This is a genomic window from Frankia sp. CcI156 (genome assembly GCF_001983015.1).
GTDB lineage: Bacteria > Actinomycetota > Actinomycetes > Frankiales > Frankiaceae > Frankia > Frankia casuarinae.
Genome location: NZ_MOMD01000044.1, coordinates 1 through 17,349, shown reverse-complemented (window position 1 = coordinate 17,349; position 17,349 = coordinate 1). Strand labels below are relative to the sequence as shown.

At 69.1% G+C, this 17,349-nt stretch carries 16 protein-coding genes and 3 pseudogenes; 5 read left to right on the top strand and 14 right to left on the bottom strand.

Annotated elements, in window-relative coordinates:
• The first annotated feature begins 79 nt into the window (after positions 1 to 79).
• Positions 80 to 436 (top strand): helix-turn-helix domain-containing protein, encoded by a 357-nt coding sequence (locus tag CcI156_RS16530; RefSeq protein WP_035733319.1) that lies wholly within the window; start codon positions 80 to 82, stop codon positions 434 to 436.
• 122 nt (positions 437 to 558) lie between these two features.
• Here CcI156_RS16530 and CcI156_RS16525 read toward each other — a convergent pair whose 3' ends face one another.
• Positions 559 to 1,125, bottom strand: coding sequence for a YceI family protein (locus CcI156_RS16525; protein WP_076806687.1), 567 nt, complete (start codon positions 1,123 to 1,125; stop codon positions 559 to 561).
• 181 nt (positions 1,126 to 1,306) lie between these two features.
• On the opposite strand from CcI156_RS16525, the gene CcI156_RS25775 reads away from it, so the two are divergent.
• Positions 1,307 to 1,519 carry a hypothetical protein gene (locus tag CcI156_RS25775; RefSeq protein WP_157493442.1) on the top strand — a complete coding sequence of 71 codons (213 nt, stop codon included), beginning with the start codon at positions 1,307 to 1,309 and terminating at the stop codon, positions 1,517 to 1,519.
• A gap of 68 nt (positions 1,520 to 1,587) precedes the next feature.
• Positions 1,588 to 2,586 (top strand): annotated as a pseudogene (locus tag CcI156_RS16515) (molybdopterin dinucleotide binding domain-containing protein); the annotation flags it as partial.
• 215 nt (positions 2,587 to 2,801) lie between these two features.
• On the opposite strand, the gene CcI156_RS16510 reads toward CcI156_RS16515, so the two are convergent.
• Together CcI156_RS16510 and CcI156_RS16505 are read right to left on the bottom strand one after the other, a co-directional pair.
• On the bottom strand, positions 2,802 to 4,208 hold the full coding sequence (locus CcI156_RS16510) for a hypothetical protein (protein ID WP_076806681.1): 1,407 nt from the start codon (positions 4,206 to 4,208) through the stop codon (positions 2,802 to 2,804).
• A 249-nt stretch (positions 4,209 to 4,457) separates the two neighbouring features.
• A complete protein-coding gene (locus tag CcI156_RS16505; RefSeq protein WP_023841454.1) occupies positions 4,458 to 4,688 on the bottom strand; it encodes a hypothetical protein in 231 nt (76 codons plus the stop codon).
• A gap of 412 nt (positions 4,689 to 5,100) precedes the next feature.
• On the opposite strand from CcI156_RS16505, the gene CcI156_RS16500 reads away from it, so the two are divergent.
• Positions 5,101 to 6,369, top strand: coding sequence for a lipase (locus CcI156_RS16500; RefSeq protein ID WP_254847470.1), 1,269 nt, complete (start codon positions 5,101 to 5,103; stop codon positions 6,367 to 6,369).
• A 1,005-nt stretch (positions 6,370 to 7,374) separates the two neighbouring features.
• Here the strand turns inward: CcI156_RS16500 and CcI156_RS16490 are convergent.
• From CcI156_RS16490 to CcI156_RS16465, 5 genes are all read right to left on the bottom strand, one after another.
• Positions 7,375 to 8,555, bottom strand: a protein-coding gene (locus CcI156_RS16490) for an IS3 family transposase (RefSeq protein ID WP_139341525.1) whose coding sequence is annotated in 2 segments (ribosomal slippage) — positions 7,375 to 8,291 and positions 8,291 to 8,555 — 1,182 coding nt in all. Because the reading frame shifts where the segments join, the coding sequence is not laid out codon by codon here.
• Between the two features lie 140 nt (positions 8,556 to 8,695).
• Positions 8,696 to 9,469, bottom strand: a complete 774-nt coding sequence (uppS, locus tag CcI156_RS16480) for a polyprenyl diphosphate synthase (protein ID WP_023841459.1) — start codon at positions 9,467 to 9,469, stop codon at positions 8,696 to 8,698.
• A gap of 297 nt (positions 9,470 to 9,766) precedes the next feature.
• Entirely contained in the window at positions 9,767 to 10,021 is a 255-nt protein-coding gene (locus CcI156_RS16475) for a hypothetical protein (protein ID WP_011436631.1), read from the bottom strand.
• Between the two features lie 542 nt (positions 10,022 to 10,563).
• Complete coding sequence (locus tag CcI156_RS16470; RefSeq protein WP_076806689.1) at positions 10,564 to 11,109, bottom strand: DUF1360 domain-containing protein; 546 nt, start codon at positions 11,107 to 11,109, stop codon at positions 10,564 to 10,566.
• A 204-nt stretch (positions 11,110 to 11,313) separates the two neighbouring features.
• A complete protein-coding gene (locus tag CcI156_RS16465; RefSeq protein ID WP_023841461.1) occupies positions 11,314 to 11,685 on the bottom strand; it encodes a hypothetical protein in 372 nt (123 codons plus the stop codon).
• A gap of 474 nt (positions 11,686 to 12,159) precedes the next feature.
• Between CcI156_RS16465 and CcI156_RS16460 the strand changes: the two genes are divergently transcribed.
• On the top strand, positions 12,160 to 13,110 hold the full coding sequence (locus CcI156_RS16460) for a class I SAM-dependent methyltransferase (protein ID WP_035941750.1): 951 nt from the start codon (positions 12,160 to 12,162) through the stop codon (positions 13,108 to 13,110).
• Between the two features lie 291 nt (positions 13,111 to 13,401).
• On the opposite strand, the gene CcI156_RS16455 is transcribed toward CcI156_RS16460, so the two are convergent.
• From CcI156_RS16455 to CcI156_RS16435, 6 genes and pseudogenes are all read right to left on the bottom strand, one after another.
• A complete protein-coding gene (locus tag CcI156_RS16455; RefSeq protein WP_023841463.1) occupies positions 13,402 to 13,629 on the bottom strand; it encodes a hypothetical protein in 228 nt (75 codons plus the stop codon).
• A gap of 258 nt (positions 13,630 to 13,887) precedes the next feature.
• On the bottom strand, positions 13,888 to 14,208 hold the full coding sequence (locus tag CcI156_RS27060) for a hypothetical protein (protein WP_063579163.1): 321 nt from the start codon (positions 14,206 to 14,208) through the stop codon (positions 13,888 to 13,890).
• 184 nt (positions 14,209 to 14,392) lie between these two features.
• Positions 14,393 to 14,503, bottom strand: a pseudogene (locus CcI156_RS27055) (TetR/AcrR family transcriptional regulator); the annotation flags it as partial.
• Positions 14,504 to 14,628: 125 nt separating this feature from the next.
• On the bottom strand, positions 14,629 to 15,039 hold the full coding sequence (locus CcI156_RS16445; protein ID WP_011436636.1) for a PaaI family thioesterase: 411 nt from the start codon (positions 15,037 to 15,039) through the stop codon (positions 14,629 to 14,631).
• Between the two features lie 230 nt (positions 15,040 to 15,269).
• Entirely contained in the window at positions 15,270 to 16,703 is a 1,434-nt protein-coding gene (locus CcI156_RS16440) for an HNH endonuclease signature motif containing protein (protein WP_076806669.1), read from the bottom strand.
• Between the two features lie 101 nt (positions 16,704 to 16,804).
• Positions 16,805 to 17,215: pseudogene (locus CcI156_RS16435) on the bottom strand (MFS transporter); the annotation flags it as partial.
• Positions 17,216 to 17,349 lie beyond the last annotated feature (134 nt).

Here is a 17,349-nt window from a genome sequence, read left to right as displayed (position 1 = left end):
CTGCGTCGTGACCTGCGCTGCGTCGTGACCTGCGCTGCGCCGAGGCACCCGTGATGCGTCGGGCACCTACTATGACCGGATGGTTGCGAGGCCGGAGGACGGCGTGAGCTGTCAGGCGCTGACTCCGGTCTTCGCGCTGCTGGGGAAGCGGTGGAGCGGTCTGATCATCAGTACGCTGATGGCTGGCCCGGCGAGGTTCTCCGAGATAGCGAAGCTGGTGCCGGGGGTGAGCGAGCGGATGCTGTCGGGCCGCCTCACCGAACTCGTCCAGGCCGGCCTCGTGGAGCGTGAGGTTCTCGAGGGGCCGCCGGTGGCGACGCGTTATCGGCTCACCCGGCGGGGCGAGGGGCTGCGCACGGCGCTGCACGAGCTGGAGGTGTGGGCGCAGGAGCATCTCGTCGCGCGCGGGGAGCCGCCGTGTCCCAGGACCCCCTGACCGGGGCTTGCTGACCGGGGCTTGCCGGGCCGGTGGAGGTGCCCGCGGCCTCCGTCGCGAGCCCGGATGATCTCGGGGCGCGGGCTCGCGACGGCGCGGGACCGGTTGGGGAGCCGGGTTGATCAGGGGGCGATGAACTGCAGGTCGAGCTCGATCTTGACCTTGTCGGAGAGGGCGAGCCTGCCGGCACCGAGCGGCAGGTTGAAGGTGATGCCATAGTCGCCGCGGCGGATCTCGGTCGTCGCGGYGAAGCCGGACCGGACGCGGCCATCTACGGGGTGAGTGTCGACCCCGTAGAACTCGACCGCCAGGGTGACGGGTCTGGTCACGCCGTTGATCGAGAGATCGCCGGCGAGTTCGTACTCCTCGTCGCTGCCCGTGACGGACGTCGAGGTGAACGTGATGGACGGATGGGACGCGAGGTCGAAGAAGTCGGCGGAACGCAGGTGCGCGTCCCGGTCGGGCTGGTTGGTGTTGATCGAGGCCAGGTCGATCTCGGCGCCGACGGACACCGACTCCAGGGTGTCGCCGACCGACAGCGTCGCGGAGAACGTGTCGAAGCGCCCGCGGACGTTGGTGACGCCGAGATGGCGAATCTGGAAGTTCACGCCCGAGTGCGCGGGGTCGAGCGTCCAGGTGCCGGCGGCCAGAGGCAGCGGAGCGACGTCGGACGGGGATGGCGCGGTCACGGGACCTCCAGGTCGATGATCGACTAATGGGGCGGTGGCCGTTGCGGCTGCAACGGTACCCCTACAAAACATTAGCGGCTAACGAAAGACAAGGGGTAGCGGGGCCCTGGCCCGCTGTCGGTTCAATGTTGGTACCGGTTCAATGCCGGTGCCGGTGCCTGTCCTCATGGGGGTGTCAGTCATGTCGCGTAGGCGGAGTGAGGCTTTCGAAGCGGCGGCCGGGGTGCGTGCCGGGGCCGGGGTGCGTGCCGGGGCCGGCGGTGACGAGGACGCCGACCTGCGGGTGGAGGAGCCGGCGTCGGCGGCGGCGGGGCTGGCGGGGATGGGGCATGCGGTGGCGCGGTCGTGGGAGCGGATGGGGCCGGCCCGGGGGTGCGGACGTTGCGGCTGGTGAACCAGGATCACGGGTTTGACTGTCCGGGGTGCGCGTGGCCGGATCCGCCGGTGGGGGAGCGGTCGGTGGCCGAGTTCGCCTTCACCCCGCCGCGCCGCCACGGGTTCGATGCGGTGGGGACGATCCGGGCGATGCGCGACGGCCGGGTGAGGGTGTTCCTCGGCATGGGCGGGAACTTCGTGGCCGCGAGCCCGGACACCGCGGTGACGGAGGCGGCGATGCGGTCGTGCCGGCTGACGGTCCAGGTGTCGACGACGCTGAACCGGTCGCATGTGGTGACGGGCCGGGCGGCGTTGATCCTGCCGGCGCTGGGCCGTACGGAGATCGACGTGCAGGCCGCCGGACCGCAGCAGGTCAGCGTCGAGGACTCGATGGGGATGGTGCACGCCTCCCGCGGCGGCCTGGCGCCGGCCGGCCCGGGGCTGCGCTCGGAGGTGGCGATCGTCTGCGGCGTCGCGGCGGCCACCCTGGCCGGCCAGCCGGAGGTGGCCGAATCGGGGACAGCGGACCGGGTGGGGCTCGCCGGGGACTACCGGCGGATCCGCGCCCACATCGCCCGGGTCGTCCCCGGGTTCACCGATTACGAGGCGGGCCTGGCCGAGCTGGGGGGATTCCCGCTCCCGCACCCGCCGCGGGACAGCCGGACGTTCCCGACGCCGAGCGGGCKGGCCGCGCTGACGGTCAACACCTGTGAGGTGCTGCGGGTCCCGCCGGGACACCTGCTGTTGCAGACCGTCCGCTCCCACGACCAGTACAACACGACGATCTACGGCATGGACGACCGGTACCGCGGGGTGCGCCGCGGCCGGCGCGTCGTGTTCGTCCACCCGGACGACCTCGACGACCTCGGTATCGCCGACGGCACCCACGTCGACCTCGTTGGGGTCTGGACGGACGGGATGGACCGGCGCGCGGAGAACTTTCGCGTCGTGGCCTACCCGACCGCCCGCGGCTGCGCCGCCGCCTACTTCCCGGAGACCAACGTCCTGGTCCCCCTCGACAGCACCGCCGCCCGCAGCAACACCCCCACCTCGAAATCCCTGATCATCCGCCTGGAGGCAGGCTGAGACCGGGCCGGCACGGGCGAGTCGGAGGTATCCAACGGCCGGTCAGCCACGGTGGGGGCGGGTCCATATGATCATCTGGTCGCTCCTGTGCCCGGTCCGGCCTGTGGGCGGGTCCAATGGGTCGCCCGGCTGGGCGTATCGGTCGATCCAGGACGCGAGGGTGTCAGATGCGCCCACTCGAAGCCCCGGCGCAGGGGTGTGTTCCGGCGGCTGGATCAGGCCGTCGCCGGCGTCGATCTGCCGGCGGAAGCCCCCCGCCGGGGCAGAGCGTCCGCKGCGCCTGCGGGGGTGGCTGGTCTGCGTCGTGCGAGATCGGGTTCTTGACGGCGGTTGCCGGGGAGGATGCGGCGCTCCCAGCCGAACAGGTAGAGCAGGACGGGGACGAAGGCGAACTTGAACAGTTCGAAACCCTGCGCGGAGYTGATGAGGGAAGCGACCAGGAAGGGTATGAAGAGGGCGRCCGATGCCGGCCGTTTGACCAGCCGCAGCAGGACCAGGAAGATCGCTGCCAACAAAGCGTACGCGCCGATCCGACCGAAGTCGAACAGCCAGGTCACGTAGAGGGAGTTGGCCGCGTAGTTCCGGTCGTCACCGTATTTCTGGGCGAGATAGACGGAGTTCGAGTTCGGGCCGTAGCCGATGTTCGGATGACCGTTCTGCCGAGCCTCGGCCATGACGATCCGCGCGCTCGTGTAACGGCCGTTGGCGGTGGCGGGTGCCGTGTCATCGCCCAGCGCATCGAGTCCGGCGACGAGCCGGCCGAACGCGACCGTCAGGCCGTTGTTGCTGGCCAGGTAGCCGGTCGGGTCGATCCGGCCGATCCCGACGACGGTCAGTGGCAGGACGGCGGCGAGGACGATCGTCCGGCGGCCCCGGGCAGCCACCGCTCGAATCCCGTTGAGATAACAGAAGATCAGGCTGATAGCGGCGGTGAGCAGGACCGTGGGTGATTTGGTCAGCAGACCGGCGAGGACGACGAGTGCCAGGTTTCGCCACGACCTGCGCCGGACCGCCAGCAGGATCAGCACGGAGATGACCGGGGCCCAGGACGAGGGCTCGGCCAGCAGCCCGCGCAGCCGGGGCGTGCCGCCGGAGCCGGCGTCTACCCACACCGGCGCCGGTAGGACGGCGGCGACGGCATAGCCGGCCAAGGCGATCCACACGCAGCCCAATGACATCCGCCAGAAGACGTGTTCGAGGTGGCGGCGATCGAAGAAGAATGCCGCAAAGACGGCGATCGAGGCGTAGAAGACGCCGAACCGCAGGCTTGCCGCGAGGTATTCGGCCGCGCCGTCCGGGCCCATCGGGCCCATCGGGCCCATCGGGGCAAGGGAGTAAAAGCACATGACCGCCGCGATGAAAAGTACGGCCGACAGGCTGCGCAGCGCGCTGTGGACGAAGGTGGCACCGTTGCGGCGCGAGACCAGGGAGAGCACCGCGAGAAAGGAATAGAGAAAAACCTGGATCTTTGTGGTCGGGATGCCCACCCTGGCCGTTGGGGAGACCGGAACGGTGCAGACCAGATAACAGCCGACGAACACCCAGGTCGCCAGCCGGGCGGCCGGCCCGATCAGCTCGTTCTGCTGCGTCTGCTCCGCGGTTTCCGGGGCGGTTTCCCGCATCCCGGGGGAGCTGGCGGAGGTCGGATCGGGGCAATCGTGACCGATTTCATCACTAGCATTATAGATTTCCCTCCAAGGGGATAAACGCCGTGATTTTCCCGAAGCCCATGGGGAGCATGGTAACAACCACCGGAGCACTTTCCCGCGGCCTCCCTCGGCGGTGGGGCGCGGGTGTCGCCGCGGCGACCCTTTCCGGGGATCGACTGCCGATAGAGGCCGGACTGCTCGCCGGGCTTCCCACGAACCGGGTCACGACCCGGAGACCCCTTGCGCGGCACCGCGCAGCCGGGCGGCGGCGAACAGGTCCGCCATCGCCGCCGGGAAATCCTCGCTGATCTGTGGACCCAGCTCCGGGCCCACCTCGTCGACTCCCGGGCCGGCGATCTCCAACCGGTGGACGACCGCGGTCCGGCCGTCGCCGAGTGGCGTTAGCGTGTGCCGGATGATAACCCCTCGCGTAGATGGTCTGTCCGAAGACATTATAGGGAGGGTGATCCGGCGAGAGCCGGTGAGCCGTCCGAATCCCGTGCGCGGTGGTTTTCCCCGCCCGGCTCGACCCGCTGACCGCATTCATCCTGGACAGGCCCACTTTTAGGATCACCGGCGTGGCGACAGRCCCACTTCTAGCGTCACCGGCATCGCAATGCACACGCGGGAAGGAAGCCACATGCAGGAAAGAGGCCACGTGCAGAAAAGAAGTCATGTGCCACTGGGGCGTCACATGCGAGAAATCGGCCACGCGCGGGAAATGGGCCGCGTGCGGGAAGGAGGTCACATGCGGGAAACGGGTCACGCGCGGGAAACGGGTCATGTCCAGGAAGAAGGCCAGGAAGGAGGCCACGCGCCGCGGAGACGTCACGCGCGGCTGGTAGGTCACGGGCAGCAGGACATCGTGAGGAGGGGACGGCGCTCCCGGCGGCGCCGGACCGTCATCGGGCTCGTCCTCGCCGCGACGACCGCGGCGACGACCAGCGCCCTCATCGACCCCGCCGCGGCCACCGGGCCGACCACGGCTTGGCACCACACATCCTCCTACCGCGGGGATGTGGTCTCCGTCAAACGGCTACGGGTCCTGTCGGCGGAGTATGTGCGGGCGGTCCTGGCCAGTACCGGGTTCGACGCCGATCCGGAGGTGATCCGGTCGGGGGTGCGGACCTACCGGGTCGTGTACTACACGATCGACCCCCGTGGACGTCGGACGACCGCCAGCGGCCTGGTGGCGCTGCCGCGCACCGAGGACCGCTGGCTGCAGGTCGTCTCCTACGCCCACGGCACCGAGATCAACCGCGCGGACGCCCCGTCGACCGCGACCGATCTGGAGGCCAACTCCTGGGGGCAGGCCCCGGCCCTCACCTACGCCGCCGCCGGGTTCGCTGCGGTCGCCCCCGACTACCTGGGCTACGGCGTCGGGCCGGGTGACCATCCGTGGTTGGATGTCCCCTCGGAAACCAGCGCGTCGCTGGACCTGCTCCGTGCGGCGCGCACCGTCGCCGCGCGTGAAGGCCGGAAGTTCAAACGGGATGTGCTGGTCACCGGGTTCTCCCAGGGCGCTTCGGCGGCCACGGGACTGGGGAAGGCACTGTGGGCCGGCGCCGACCCGTCGTTCCGGCTCGGTGCCCTGGCGCCCGTCAGCGGAGCCTATGACCTGCGTTCCGTGGAGCTGCCGGCATGGCTGAACGGGCAGGTCGCATGGCCCTTCGGTGTCGGCTACACCGCCTTCTTCCTCGTCTCCTGGAACCRCCTGTACCACCTGTACCGCTCGCCCGCGGAGGTGTTCCAGGATCCGAAGGTCGCGACGCTCTTCGACGGCAAGCACACCGGGGAGCAGATCCTCGCCGGCCTGCCGGCGACCACCGGCAAGCTGCTCACCCCGCACGGCTTCGACCTGCTCCGCAACCCCTGGGACGGGCTGGCCGTGGGGCTGTGGGCGGCGGACCATACCTGTTCGAACTGGAACCCGAGGGCGCCGGTCCGGCTCTTCGTCGGCGGCGCCGACCATCAGGTTCCGCGGGCCAACAGCGAGCATTGCCAGGCCGCGTTCCTGGCACGTGGCGCCGACGCCCCGATCATCAACCTGGGACCCAACGTCGGTCATCTCGACTCCAACAAGGCCGGTACGGCCGCGGTCGTCCGCTGGTTCCGGCAACAGGTGCAGCAGTAGCGGCGAGTTGACGGACCAGGACGATCCATGCTCTCCGGCCTGATCCCGGCGCGGGCCTGATCCCGGCGCGGGCTGGGCCGGACGGTCGGGGCGCGGGTGGTTGTGGCATTCCACCCGCGTCCCGACTACCGCCGGTCCCATCGCCGGCGATGGTCGGTTCATCGCCAGCGGCGGTCAGGTATCTCGGCGCCTCTTGGGAGTGCAGACAAGATAATCAACGGTGTTGACGACGTTCCGACCGCCATTTTTGATCATGGCTAGATTCGGAAAGGCCACACCGGGGGCCCGATGGTTTCGGTGCGGACGGGGAAATTGGGGCTGGGCATATTGACCTCGAGTCCGAGCCTCTTGTTGATTTTGAGAGCGCGATTCRCATAAAAAGCGAGGATTCGYGGGGCCACTGACGCCACCGTGGCGGTGGCCGGCTCGGGTATGACGGCCGAAACTATCGCAGCTATGTCGACGCCGTTAGCGACCATCTCGGTCTCCTCTCTGGTGAAGAAGATCTTCCAACCCTTGTGGACGCTGGTGGCGGATGCCATTGATGCTCCGTTTATGTCTGACCTCAGGTCCCGACAGGCGACAGGCTTGCACCAGAGCGACGGAGACTCGATGGTAGTTCGCTGATGGCGCAATAAGCACTTACTTGCGGTAATGGCACCACTGGGCGTTTCCGCGGGCAGGATGCGGCCGACCGGGCGGGTGACCAGCCGTCGGACGACGACGATGCGCTGGGTGCTCGACACATCCCTGAAGCCCATAGGTGGCCCATGGCCGGCGTTGACCRCCTGAACGATCTTCCTGCCCGGCGGGATACCAGCTCCGCTCACGAGAGGAAAGGAGGAAAGGAGGAACGAAGGGGGGAGGGGCCGGGCGAAGGAAGAAATGATCGGGCAACGGGAAGCGGAAACCCGACGCGCGCAGTCCGCCGTCCAGGGGGCGGGCTCAGGAGTGGTGAGGTGAGCCCCGTTTCTCGGACACCTGCGTAGTAGGWTCCTATCCGGCTTATGCGGCGTCCGCAATGGTTGCGATGGTTGTGTGGTAAAGGTTTTCGACCTGGTCGGGGGTTTGGTAGTGCAGGGTGGAGTGGAGSCGCTGCCGGTTGTAGAAGATCTCGATGTAGTCGGTGATCGCGGTGCGGGCGGCGCGGCGGGTCGGGTAGATCTCCCGGTGGACGAGCTCGTTTTTCAGGGTTCCGAAGAAGGATTCGGCGAGGGAGTTGTCCCAGCACACTCCGGTGGCGCCGGCGGACGGGAGGACCTGGTGGCGCTGAAGAGTCCTCTGATAGGCGTCGGAAAGATATTGCGAGCCGCGATCCGAGTGGAAAACCGCTCCTGGCGCCAGTCGGGTCCGGGTCGCGGCCATCGCGAAAGCGTCGATGATCAGATCGGCGCGCATGTGCTCCGCCATCGACCAGCCTATGACTTTTCTGGAATAGCAGTCGATGACGGTCGCCAGGTACAGCCATCCCTCACCGGTGCGGATGTAGGTGATGTCCCCGACGAGCTTCTCCCCGGGGCGAGTCGCGGTGAAGTCACGGYGGACCCTGTCGGTCGGCGCCGGGGCCTGCCCGGGCAGGGTGGTGCGCCGGTAGGACCTGGGCTGGCAGGCACGCAGGCCGGCGCGGCGCATGACGCGGCGGACCAGGCGCACCGACGCCGGCGTGCCCGAGGCCCGCAGGGCGGCGGCGATCCGCCGGGCGCCGTACGTCTGCCGGGACGCGGCGAACAACGCCCGTATCCGTGTTTCCAGCGTTGCGTGACGACGGGAACGCGGCGACGCCGGTCGGCGCTGCCAGTCGTAGAATCCGGACGCGGACACCTCCAGCCAGGAACACATTTTCCGCACGGGATAGTTGGCCTTCTCCGCGGCGATCAGCATGTACTTGTCGATCACTGATGGCGCTGCGCGAAGAAGGCCGCGGCTTTTGAGAGGAACTCGCGCTCCATCCGGAGTTCCCGGTTCTCCTTCTCCAGCTCTCGGAGCCGGGCGCGTTCCGACATCGACAGCGGCTCGTCCTCACTGTTGTCATGGGCACGTCGCCACGCAGCTACCCAGGTGCCCAGAGTGCCCTCGTTTATGCCGAGATCCTTCGCGACCGCGACTACCGGCCGGCCCGAATCGATGACGAGTTTCACCGCCTCGTCCTTGTACTCAGGCGTAAACCGCCTACGCTGCTGACTCATCAACATCCTCCGTCTACGGACCAGTCATCCTACAGGGATCACTGTCCGAAGATCGGGAACCACCTCAGTGGCTCAGGAGTGGCTCAAGGGCGGTTCAGGAGACGGGCCGGGGGCTGCTCATGGGCGGGCCAGACGGTGGATCAGGCGCCGTGGCGTCGCTCCCTGGCGGCGAAGCTGCGCAGGGCGCGCAGGAAGTCGATCTCACGGAACGCCGGCCAGTACGCCTCGCAGAAATACAGCTCCGAGTAGGCGCTCTGCCAGAGCAAGAAGTTGGACAGCCGCTGTTCCCCGCTGGTGCGGATCACCAGATCGGGGTCGGGCTGGCCGGCGGTGTAGAGGTGCTGGGCGATGTCGTCCACGGTCAGCGTCGACGCGACGTCGGTCAGCGAGTCCCCGGCCTCGGCCCGCTCGTGCAGCAGCTCGCGCAGGGCCTCGATGACCTCCTGGCGACCCCCGTACCCGACGGCGAGGGTGACGTGGGCGCCGGTCGTGACGCTGCGGGTTGTCTCCACGGCCTCCTTGAGGACACGGGCCGTGCTGTCCGGCAGCGTGTCCAGCATGCCCGCGAGATGGACCTGCCAGCGGGCGTCCGGCCGCCCGAGCCGGTCGGCCACCACCTGCTCGATCACCTGCATGAGGAAGGCGACCTCGGCGTCCCCGCGCTGCTGCAGGTTCTCCGTCGAGCAGACGAACACGGTGACGTGTTTGATGCCGACAAGCTCGCACCAGGACAGGACGTCCTCGGCGTGCTCGGCGCCGTACTTGTGGCCGAGGCTCGGATTCGCCATGCCCATCTCGCGGGCCCAGCGGCGGTTGCCGTCCATGACCAGCCCGACGTGCGCAGGCAGTGGACCCGCCATGACCTGCCGACGCAGGCGACGGGTATAGAGCGCGTAGAGGGGGCCGGCCGTCATCTGCACCTTCGATTACACCTTCGATTGTGGGACGCCCGGCGATCGCGGGGCACCCGGGGGAGGAGGAGTCCGGGGAGAGCCCATGGTCGGAGAGGGGTTCATGGCCGCTTCCGGCCTGTGGTCGATGGGCCTGTGGTCGATCTGTCGTCGGTGCCGTGGGTGTCGCATCGCCGCATGCGGGGGTAGCGGGGTAGCGGAGGAGTGGAGGAGTGGTACGTCGGAATACCAGTGTGCCCTCTCCCGAAGAAGGGCTTCCGCGGGGGCTCGGGCCGACGCCGCGATCGGGCGGTCCACCGGTCACAGGACCGCTACCGGCCCACCCGCCCCGTGCAGGTCCAGCGCCGGAATCACCAGCCAGCTCTCGTAGCCCCCCGCCCGGGCGTGCCGGTTCGCCTCGGCCGGTGTCACGAAGAATCCGACGACACCTTCCACCGCCCGATCCGGCCCGATGAGGACCGCCAACGCCCATAGCGGGCCGGATTGCTGCGGATTCGCGGCCGGAATATGCGACCACACGTCCGACCAGCTCGACTGGTCAGCCGAGGACTCCATCACGCACCCCTCTTCACGCAGCTTGTCCGGAGCCACCCACGGCGGCCATGGCGGACGAAGGTCGACCGGCGAGAACCATCGGTATCACTATCGGTGCCGCCTCTGCGTCTTACGGTGACATTCGGTAAGTTTCTGTCCATACTCTCGCCACGGCGCTCCAGATGAACAGCTTGGCGCCTCGGGCCCCTCTTCCGTGCCTATTTCAACACGAGCGCCGGCTGAGACGTGACACACGGACCGCCGTTCGGCGATGCTTTGATGATTTGAGTTCTTCGGACCCGTTCCAGGCCTTCGCGGTCGGCGGTCCAGCGAGGGAGTTCGCGCAGGTTGTCCGCCATGGCCCTTGGTCTCTCGCCGGGCACCGCGGGGTTCAAACGTCTGCACGTGCAGCCGGCTCTCACGATGGGACCGGACCCAATTCTTCTGGAGTATGCACGCGCAGATGTACGGGCGTGCGCATGCGCGTACGCACGTCACACATCATCACTGCGCCGCCAGTTCCCGTGATCTGGGTGCAACACCCACCACCCGGGCGGGAATGGTCAGCCCCTGGTGGCCCGTTGTTGCGCGTTCGCGTAGACGAGTTGAAGTAGGTCGGAGCCGGTGACCACCGTGAAGACGGATGCGGCGAGCCGCGTCGGCCGAGGCGCGACGACCAGGCCGAAGACGAAGCCGGTGGCCATCCACTGCGCGGTGCAGAACGGGCAAGTGAGTAGCTCACCCACGCTGTGCCGGGCCGGGGGATGCTCGCGGACCTCCTCGGCGAGTTCCGCCGGTCCCGCGGTGCCGCGGAAGCGGGTGAAGGGGGCGCGCAGCGGGCTCGTCACCGGGTCCTTGGTGAGAATGCGGCTCAGCTTGTGCGTGGCGATCGTGACGAGAACCAGGTCGGAGACCGCGAACCGCTCGGGCAGGACCGCACCGGACACCCGGCCGATCAGCCCGAGARCCGCGCACAACCCGCCATACGCCGACAGGGTGGCAAGATAGCTGCGCAGCGGGCGGGGCTCGTTGCCCGCGTACTCGCTCTGTTCCTGGCGCGCCGTGTTGGTCAGGCGGGCCAGGACACCGGTTTTCGGGGCACGCATCATGTCGGATGCCTGCCCACCGTCTCCGACGGTAACCAGGTGGAACATGCCCCGCGACACGCCCCGCCGGCCGCCGCCAGTGGCGGACCCGGTGGAGGCCACCGGGTCCGCCGCCCGGGTCCGTGCGGCGGGAGGATGGGGTCATGCTCTCGTCGGCCGGCCTGGACGAGTTTGTCGCAGCTTTCGGGGTTGTCGGCCGGGTCTCGTTCAGGACTCCGGTGCCGCGTCCCCGTGGCCGTTCGCGTTGGCACGCCGGGTGGTCGTGTTGAACATGCGGGTGAGGTACTCGGTGCGCAGGACACCGCGGCCGTCGGCTCCGACATAGCCGACGTCGCGGGTGAGGTAGCCCTCGGGATAGGTGTAGCCGGCGGCGGTGACCTCGCCGTTGCGGGTCCACCAGGCTTTGCGCTGGGTGCGGCAGCGGTCGCAGGCGTGGATGACGTGGTAGGCGCGGGCCTCACGGTCCCAGGTGGCGCTGTGGGGCTGCCAGCGGTGTCCCATGGTGCGGCATTCCACGAAGCTCACGGGCAGGTCGTGCGCCCAGGACTCGATGCTGCGACGGGGGGACTGCTCGGCCATCAGGGTGTTGGCCCCTTTCCGGGGAGACGGTGCGCGGGACGGGAACGACGAATGTAACGGTGGGAGAACGCCGACGGTCTCCTGGAGTGATCCTGCCATCCGGACCCGGTGTGGGTCTCTTCGGTGGGCATGCTGGCGCGCCCCCTGTGACCAGGGTGTATTGGCAATGGACGGCCTACTGTAGTGGGTACGGAGGCAGCGTTGTCGTGCACGCGATTCACGCTGCCGCCTGCTTCACCGCAACCATCGACACTTTCGGTGAACGGCCTGCGGTTGTGGGGCGCGCGGGACGGGGACCTCGAGGCCGAGGTGGAGGCCGAGGTGGAGGCCGAGGTGGATGTGCACGGCTTCCAGCACGCTCACCCGGGCATGGCCGCCGATGGCGAGCGCGACGGGCCGATGATCACCTTCTTGCCTGTGGGTGCCCCTGCGGTAGTGGCATGCAATCGTGGAAGAGTGCGGGGACATCGGCCCATGGGCGGTCACGGGGGTGCGAGCCGGACCGCGGTGCTGGTGTGCCAGGGGCGGGCCGTCGCGCACGGGCGCATCGCTGTCGACCGGTTCGACGATCCGACAGCGATGATGTTTCTGCGCGCCGACGAACGGGGCGTTGTCGAGTGGGTGCGCGGTGGTGTCCCGCCGCGGGGGTGGGGGGCGCGGCTTGAGTTTGAGATGGTGCGGGCCTGCGGTGAGGTGATGGTGCCGCGTACCGTCGCCATCGACGAGGCCCTCCGGGAGGCCGTCGGTGGGGCCGACGGCGATCGGGAGGTGCGGCGGGCGGAGCAACTGGTGGTTCTCGGCGCGGGCCTGGACGGACGGCCCTGGCGGATGCCGGAGCTCGCCGGCGTCGCCGTATTCGAGGTCGATCATCCGGCGTCCCAGCGGGACAAGCTCGACCGGCTCGGGGACGCGGATCGGCTCGGGGACGCGGGGCCGCCGGGAACGGCACCGCGCTTTGCGCCGGTGGACTTCAGCCGTGACGACCTCGACGCGGCCCTGACGTCGGTGGGGCATCGGCCGACGGTGCCGACGGTCTGGATCTGGGAGGGTGTCGTACCCTACCTCACCCGTGGCCAAGTCGCCGCCACGACCCGGGTCGTGGCGGGGCGCTCGACCCCGGGAAGCCGCCTGATCGTTCATTACCACGCGCCGGCGCTCTCGGCGCTTCTCGGCCGGCTGGCGGCACGGGTGCTGACTATTGTGTCACGGCGCCCCGATCCCATGGCCCGCGAACCCAACCGCTCGGCATGGACCCCCGCCGCGATGCGTCGGATGCTCGCCGCCCACGGCTTCACCGTCCGCCGCGACGACGACCTGCTCACGCTCGCCCGGCGATTGGCGGTGCCGGTTCGGCACCGCCAATCGCTGCGCAACGGCCACGTCGTCGTAGCCGACCTCCTCGTGGCCGACTTCGACACGGTCTGACCCGCCCTGGTCTGGCGCCACCTCGCGCGCTCCGCTCACGCGAACCGATCCGCCAGTCACCCTGATCCGCCCGTCACCTGACCTACTTACAGTATGTAGCGCCATCGTGGGTTTCGGTTGGGGTTGACCGGGGATGATGTCCAGGGCACCCGTGTGGGGAAACCTGCGAGACCGCACTCGGCGATCGTGGCGACCGACCGGCAAGACACTGCGGACCGTACGCCGGTCGGTCGTCTCCGCGGCCGGGCACCGGGGGAACCGGAGCCACCGGAGGAGGTGAGAGGGGCCGGGTCAGAGCCGGTTGCGCAGCAATTGCTTGCCCTCCTCGGCGCCCTTGCGGCTTTCGTTCTGCGCCCGGCGGAACAAGCTAGCCAGCTCCTGGTCGTCGTCGCGCTCGGCGTCGCCGATGTAGGTCTCCAGCCGCAGCGCGTTGCTCAGACACCGCTCCGTGAACCACAGCAGGTCGTACTGGGCGTCCTTCGTGCCGGTGACGTTCCCGGTCTCGGCTGTCGTGGTCATCTGATCGGCTCCCTTCATCGGGGTCTGCGGATACACATCCTTCGGAGTACCAGTTCCCGCACGGGCCGCTCTTACCCGTCTGTCCGTCCGTGGCCCGAGCACGAGCGACCAACCGCAGAAGATCGACAGCCCGCTCGACACGATCCACGATCACGCCCGCGCCGCCCATGGCACCGCCTCCCCCGGGTGATCCATCGTGATCCGTCGTGATCCGTCGTGATCCGTCGTGATCCGTCGTGATCCGTCGTGATCCGTCGTCTATGATCCCGTACCGGGGTGGTGCTCCGTTTTATAAGATCCCGGGGTGTCATCGGTCGTCGGCCGGGACTGAACCCGCAGGCCATCGGTCATGATCGAGAGYAGGGGTCGAGCGTGGTCCGCCCGCTCCGGCGCCTGTTCCCGGATCCAGCCGATGGCGGTCACGAGAGAGATCACCTCCTCGACCCGCACGTCCGACCGGACGTCGCCGGCCCGCTGGGCCCGGACGAGGAATGCCAGCGTCGCCTGCTCGAGGGAGTAGCAGGACGCGTGCAGCCCCGTCTCCTCGTCGCGCACCATGGTGAGCAGCCTGGCGGCCACCCCCCCGGTAGGTCGCGATGTGCGCAATCAGTTTGTCGAGCCAACCGAACAGCGCCGCGCCCGCGTCCGGGGCGTCCAGCAGCCGGTCCACCTCGTCGAGTAGCGCGGCGGTCCGGTCGTGCGGCAGCGCCTCGAGCAGCGCGTCCCGGTTGGGAAAGTGCCGGAAGAGCGTGCCGATCCCGACCTCCGCCTGCCTGGCGACCTCGTTGAGGGAGATGTCCCTGTCGCTGCCGGCGAAGGCGCCCCGGGCCACCTCGAGGATCCGCTCGCGGTTGCGGCGCGCGTGCGAGCGCATCGGCCGGTCCGCCGTCGCCACGCTGCTGGCCGTGTGCACCTCCGGGGGGCTCGGCCGTACGCCCCTTCGAGCCTACGAAGCTTGGTCGTACGGAAGCTTGGTCGTCACGAGGGGTGTGCTGGTGGTCAGCGGCGCGCGACGGTGCCGAGCGCGACGGCGCAGAGCCGTTCCCCGTCCCTGTCTCCGCCGCGGTCGAAGACCTCGCAGCGCACGGTAACCAGAGTGGAGCCGGCGTGGACGACCTCGGCACGGGCGATGAGCTCGTCGCCCCGCGCCCCCCGGAGATAGTTGATCTTCATCTCGGAGGTCAGGACGGCGTCCCCCGCGACGCTGCCGGCGGCGAAGGTGAGGGCAGTGTCGGCGGCATAGCTCAGCGCCCCGCCGTGCGCGGCGCCGTGCTGCTGGCGTAGATGATCTCCGAGCGGGATGGTCAGCTCGGCCACCCCCGCCTCGAAGCGACTGAGCCGGGCGCCGAGCAGTCGACTGAAGGGCTGGGCTGCGAGTAGCCCGCGGGCCACGGCGATGTCGGGCGTCATCGGCTCYCCAGGAAGGTGTGCCTGCCGGCGGGGTGCCTACCAAGCAGTGTGGGCCTTGGGWGGTTCGTGGGTCGTCAGGGACTGGGCGCGGGTGGCGGAGGGGTGACGACACGATTGGCAGTGGTCTCGATGGCGGACTGCGGACTGATGATCTGGGCCGTGGCCGGCTGCGGTCGGCTGAGCCACTGCTTTCGTCTCGCTGCTCGCCTGAATCCAGGGCGAAGCGATGGTTATCCGCCTGGCGCGGTGTGTAGGAGGTCGGCGGTATGTCRTGAATAGGGGTTGCGGCGGGGTTTTCGTGCCAGGTCGATCCAGGGTGGAGGAAGGAACTCGGGCCGGCGGTCGGGGCCGAGCCGGACGGTCCAACCCTGGTGGTGCACGAACCGGTGATGATATCCGCACAGCAAGACCAGATTGTCGAGCGAGGTTTCTCCGCCGTCTATCCAATGACGAACATGGTGAATTTCACACCACGACGACGGGCGGTCACATCCCGGATATGCGCAGCAGACATCGCGGGCGATGACGGCGCGACGCAGATCCGCCGGTGCGCTCCGGTAGGCACGACCGACATCCAACGGAACGCTGGCCGCATCGAACAGCACCCGGCCGACCGAGGCGTCACAGGCCAGGCGGCGCAGCACACCGGCCGGCAGCGGCTGACCCCAGCCGGTCGAGGCCGGAGGCCCGCCGTGGCCGAGCAGCGCCGCCCACGGCACGGTCACCGTCAGATGCGGGCGCACCCCACCGGTCACGGGCAGAACGCCGGCACCGAGCACGCGGTGGAACAGCTCGACGAAGGCGTCGGCACGCCGCCGCGCCGGGGAACGCGGATCGGCGGTGCCGTCATCGCCGGGGCGGGGTCCGGCCAGCGGATCCAACGCCGAACGCAGCAGGGCGGCGGCTTCGGCATCAAGGGTGCCGCTGATCCGCGTGGTCCCGCCCGGCAGGTCGGTCAACCACAGACCCCGCCGGTCGGCAGGATCACTACCGGGACCCGGCCTACCGTCCCGGTCGCCCGCATCGCTCTGGTCGCCCGCATCGCTCTGGCTGTCCGGGTCGTTGTGGTGACCGGTGTCGGTGGGCCCGTCGCCGCCGGGGCTGGTATCGATCTGGGTGAGCTGTTCGCGCAGGTGCCGGCCGAGACGGGCCAGCTCCGCGGGGTCGAACATCCAGGCCAGCTCCAGCAGCGAAGCCTCCGCGGCGGTATACACCTCGGCGCCGAGGCCACGCGGCAGAGAACGCAGCGCCAGGTGGATCTCCCATGCTTGCTCTACAGTGATCACACCGGCGGTCAGGGCAGCGCCGGTCGCGGCCAGCGGGCCATCCACGGCAATCGCGAGATCAAGCAGACGCCGGGCGTCAACGGGACGCATCCGCAGCCGTTCCCGCAGCAACGCTGCCGTACCGGCCGCGCCCTCCCGCGCGGCCAGGTTCCGCCCATGAGCCTCCCGCGCCAGCGCGAGCCGCACCGCGGCAAGGCGGGCCAGCTCCACCGAACAGTCGTCCAGGGCGCCGTACAACTCGGCGTCCGACAACGACCACACCGGCGCCTCTACCAGGCCACCCACCTGCCCGGCCACCCCCACCAACCCGGACAGCACCCGATGCTGCCCGGTGGCGGGATCGGTGGCGGGATCGGTGGCGGGATCGGTGGCGGTCATGGATCAAGCGTAGATCACCCCACCTCGGATGTCGAACCTATGTTCGATTACCGTTACTCGGTGCTGTGGTTGCCGAGCGGGCAGGAAGGCCGTTTCGTTGTGGCCGGCAGCGCCGGCAGGGCGACCGCGAGCGTCGCGACCCCGATCGGCACGTTGATGAAGATCCAGCGCCAGCTTGCGGTGTCGGTGAGGACGCCGCCGAGCACCTGGCCGATCGAGGCACCGGCGGCACCGGTGAAGCTGAAGACGGCGATCGCCCTGGCCCGCTGCCCGGGCTCGGCGAACAGTGTCCCCAGGATGCCCAGGCTGACGGCGGCGGCCATCGCGCCGCCGATCCCCTGCAGGAAACGCGCGAGGATCAGCATCGCGGGGCTGCCGGCCGCTCCCGCGAGAGCCGAGGCCGCGGTGAACACCGCGGTGCCGGACAAGAACATGCGCCGCCGGCTGATGAGGTCGCTAAGCCGTCCGGCCAGCAGCAGACTTCTGAAGGCGATCAGGTACGCAAGTAGTACGTCGTAGCAACGCCTGATCTACAGGGTAGAGAAAAGTTGCGATGACCCCAGATGTGGCAGGGGACCCCAGCGAGGCCCGCATGCTCGGGGCTTCGCCGGGGTCCCAAGGGCCAGCCGACGGAGGGTTTGGAGTC

What these genes read in the sequence shown, in the direction of transcription:
- CcI156_RS16530 (WP_035733319.1), top strand. Translation starts at nt 80, where the DNA reads ATGGTTGCGAGGCCGGAGGACGGCGTGAGCTGTCAGGCGCTGACTCCG.
- CcI156_RS25775 (WP_157493442.1), top strand. Translation starts at nt 1,307, where the DNA reads ATGTCGCGTAGGCGGAGTGAGGCTTTCGAAGCGGCGGCCGGGGTGCGT.
- CcI156_RS16505 (WP_023841454.1), bottom strand. Translation starts at nt 4,688, where the DNA reads ATGTCTTCGGACAGACCATCTACGCGAGGGGTTATCATCCGGCACACG.
- uppS (WP_023841459.1), bottom strand. Translation starts at nt 9,469, where the DNA reads ATGACGGCCGGCCCCCTCTACGCGCTCTATACCCGTCGCCTGCGTCGG.
- CcI156_RS16475 (WP_011436631.1), bottom strand. Translation starts at nt 10,021, where the DNA reads ATGGAGTCCTCGGCTGACCAGTCGAGCTGGTCGGACGTGTGGTCGCAT.
- CcI156_RS16465 (WP_023841461.1), bottom strand. Translation starts at nt 11,685, where the DNA reads ATGGCCGAGCAGTCCCCCCGTCGCAGCATCGAGTCCTGGGCGCACGAC.
- CcI156_RS16460 (WP_035941750.1), top strand. Translation starts at nt 12,160, where the DNA reads ATGGGCGGTCACGGGGGTGCGAGCCGGACCGCGGTGCTGGTGTGCCAG.
- CcI156_RS16455 (WP_023841463.1), bottom strand. Translation starts at nt 13,629, where the DNA reads ATGACCACGACAGCCGAGACCGGGAACGTCACCGGCACGAAGGACGCC.
- CcI156_RS16445 (WP_011436636.1), bottom strand. Translation starts at nt 15,039, where the DNA reads ATGACGCCCGACATCGCCGTGGCCCGCGGGCTACTCGCAGCCCAGCCC.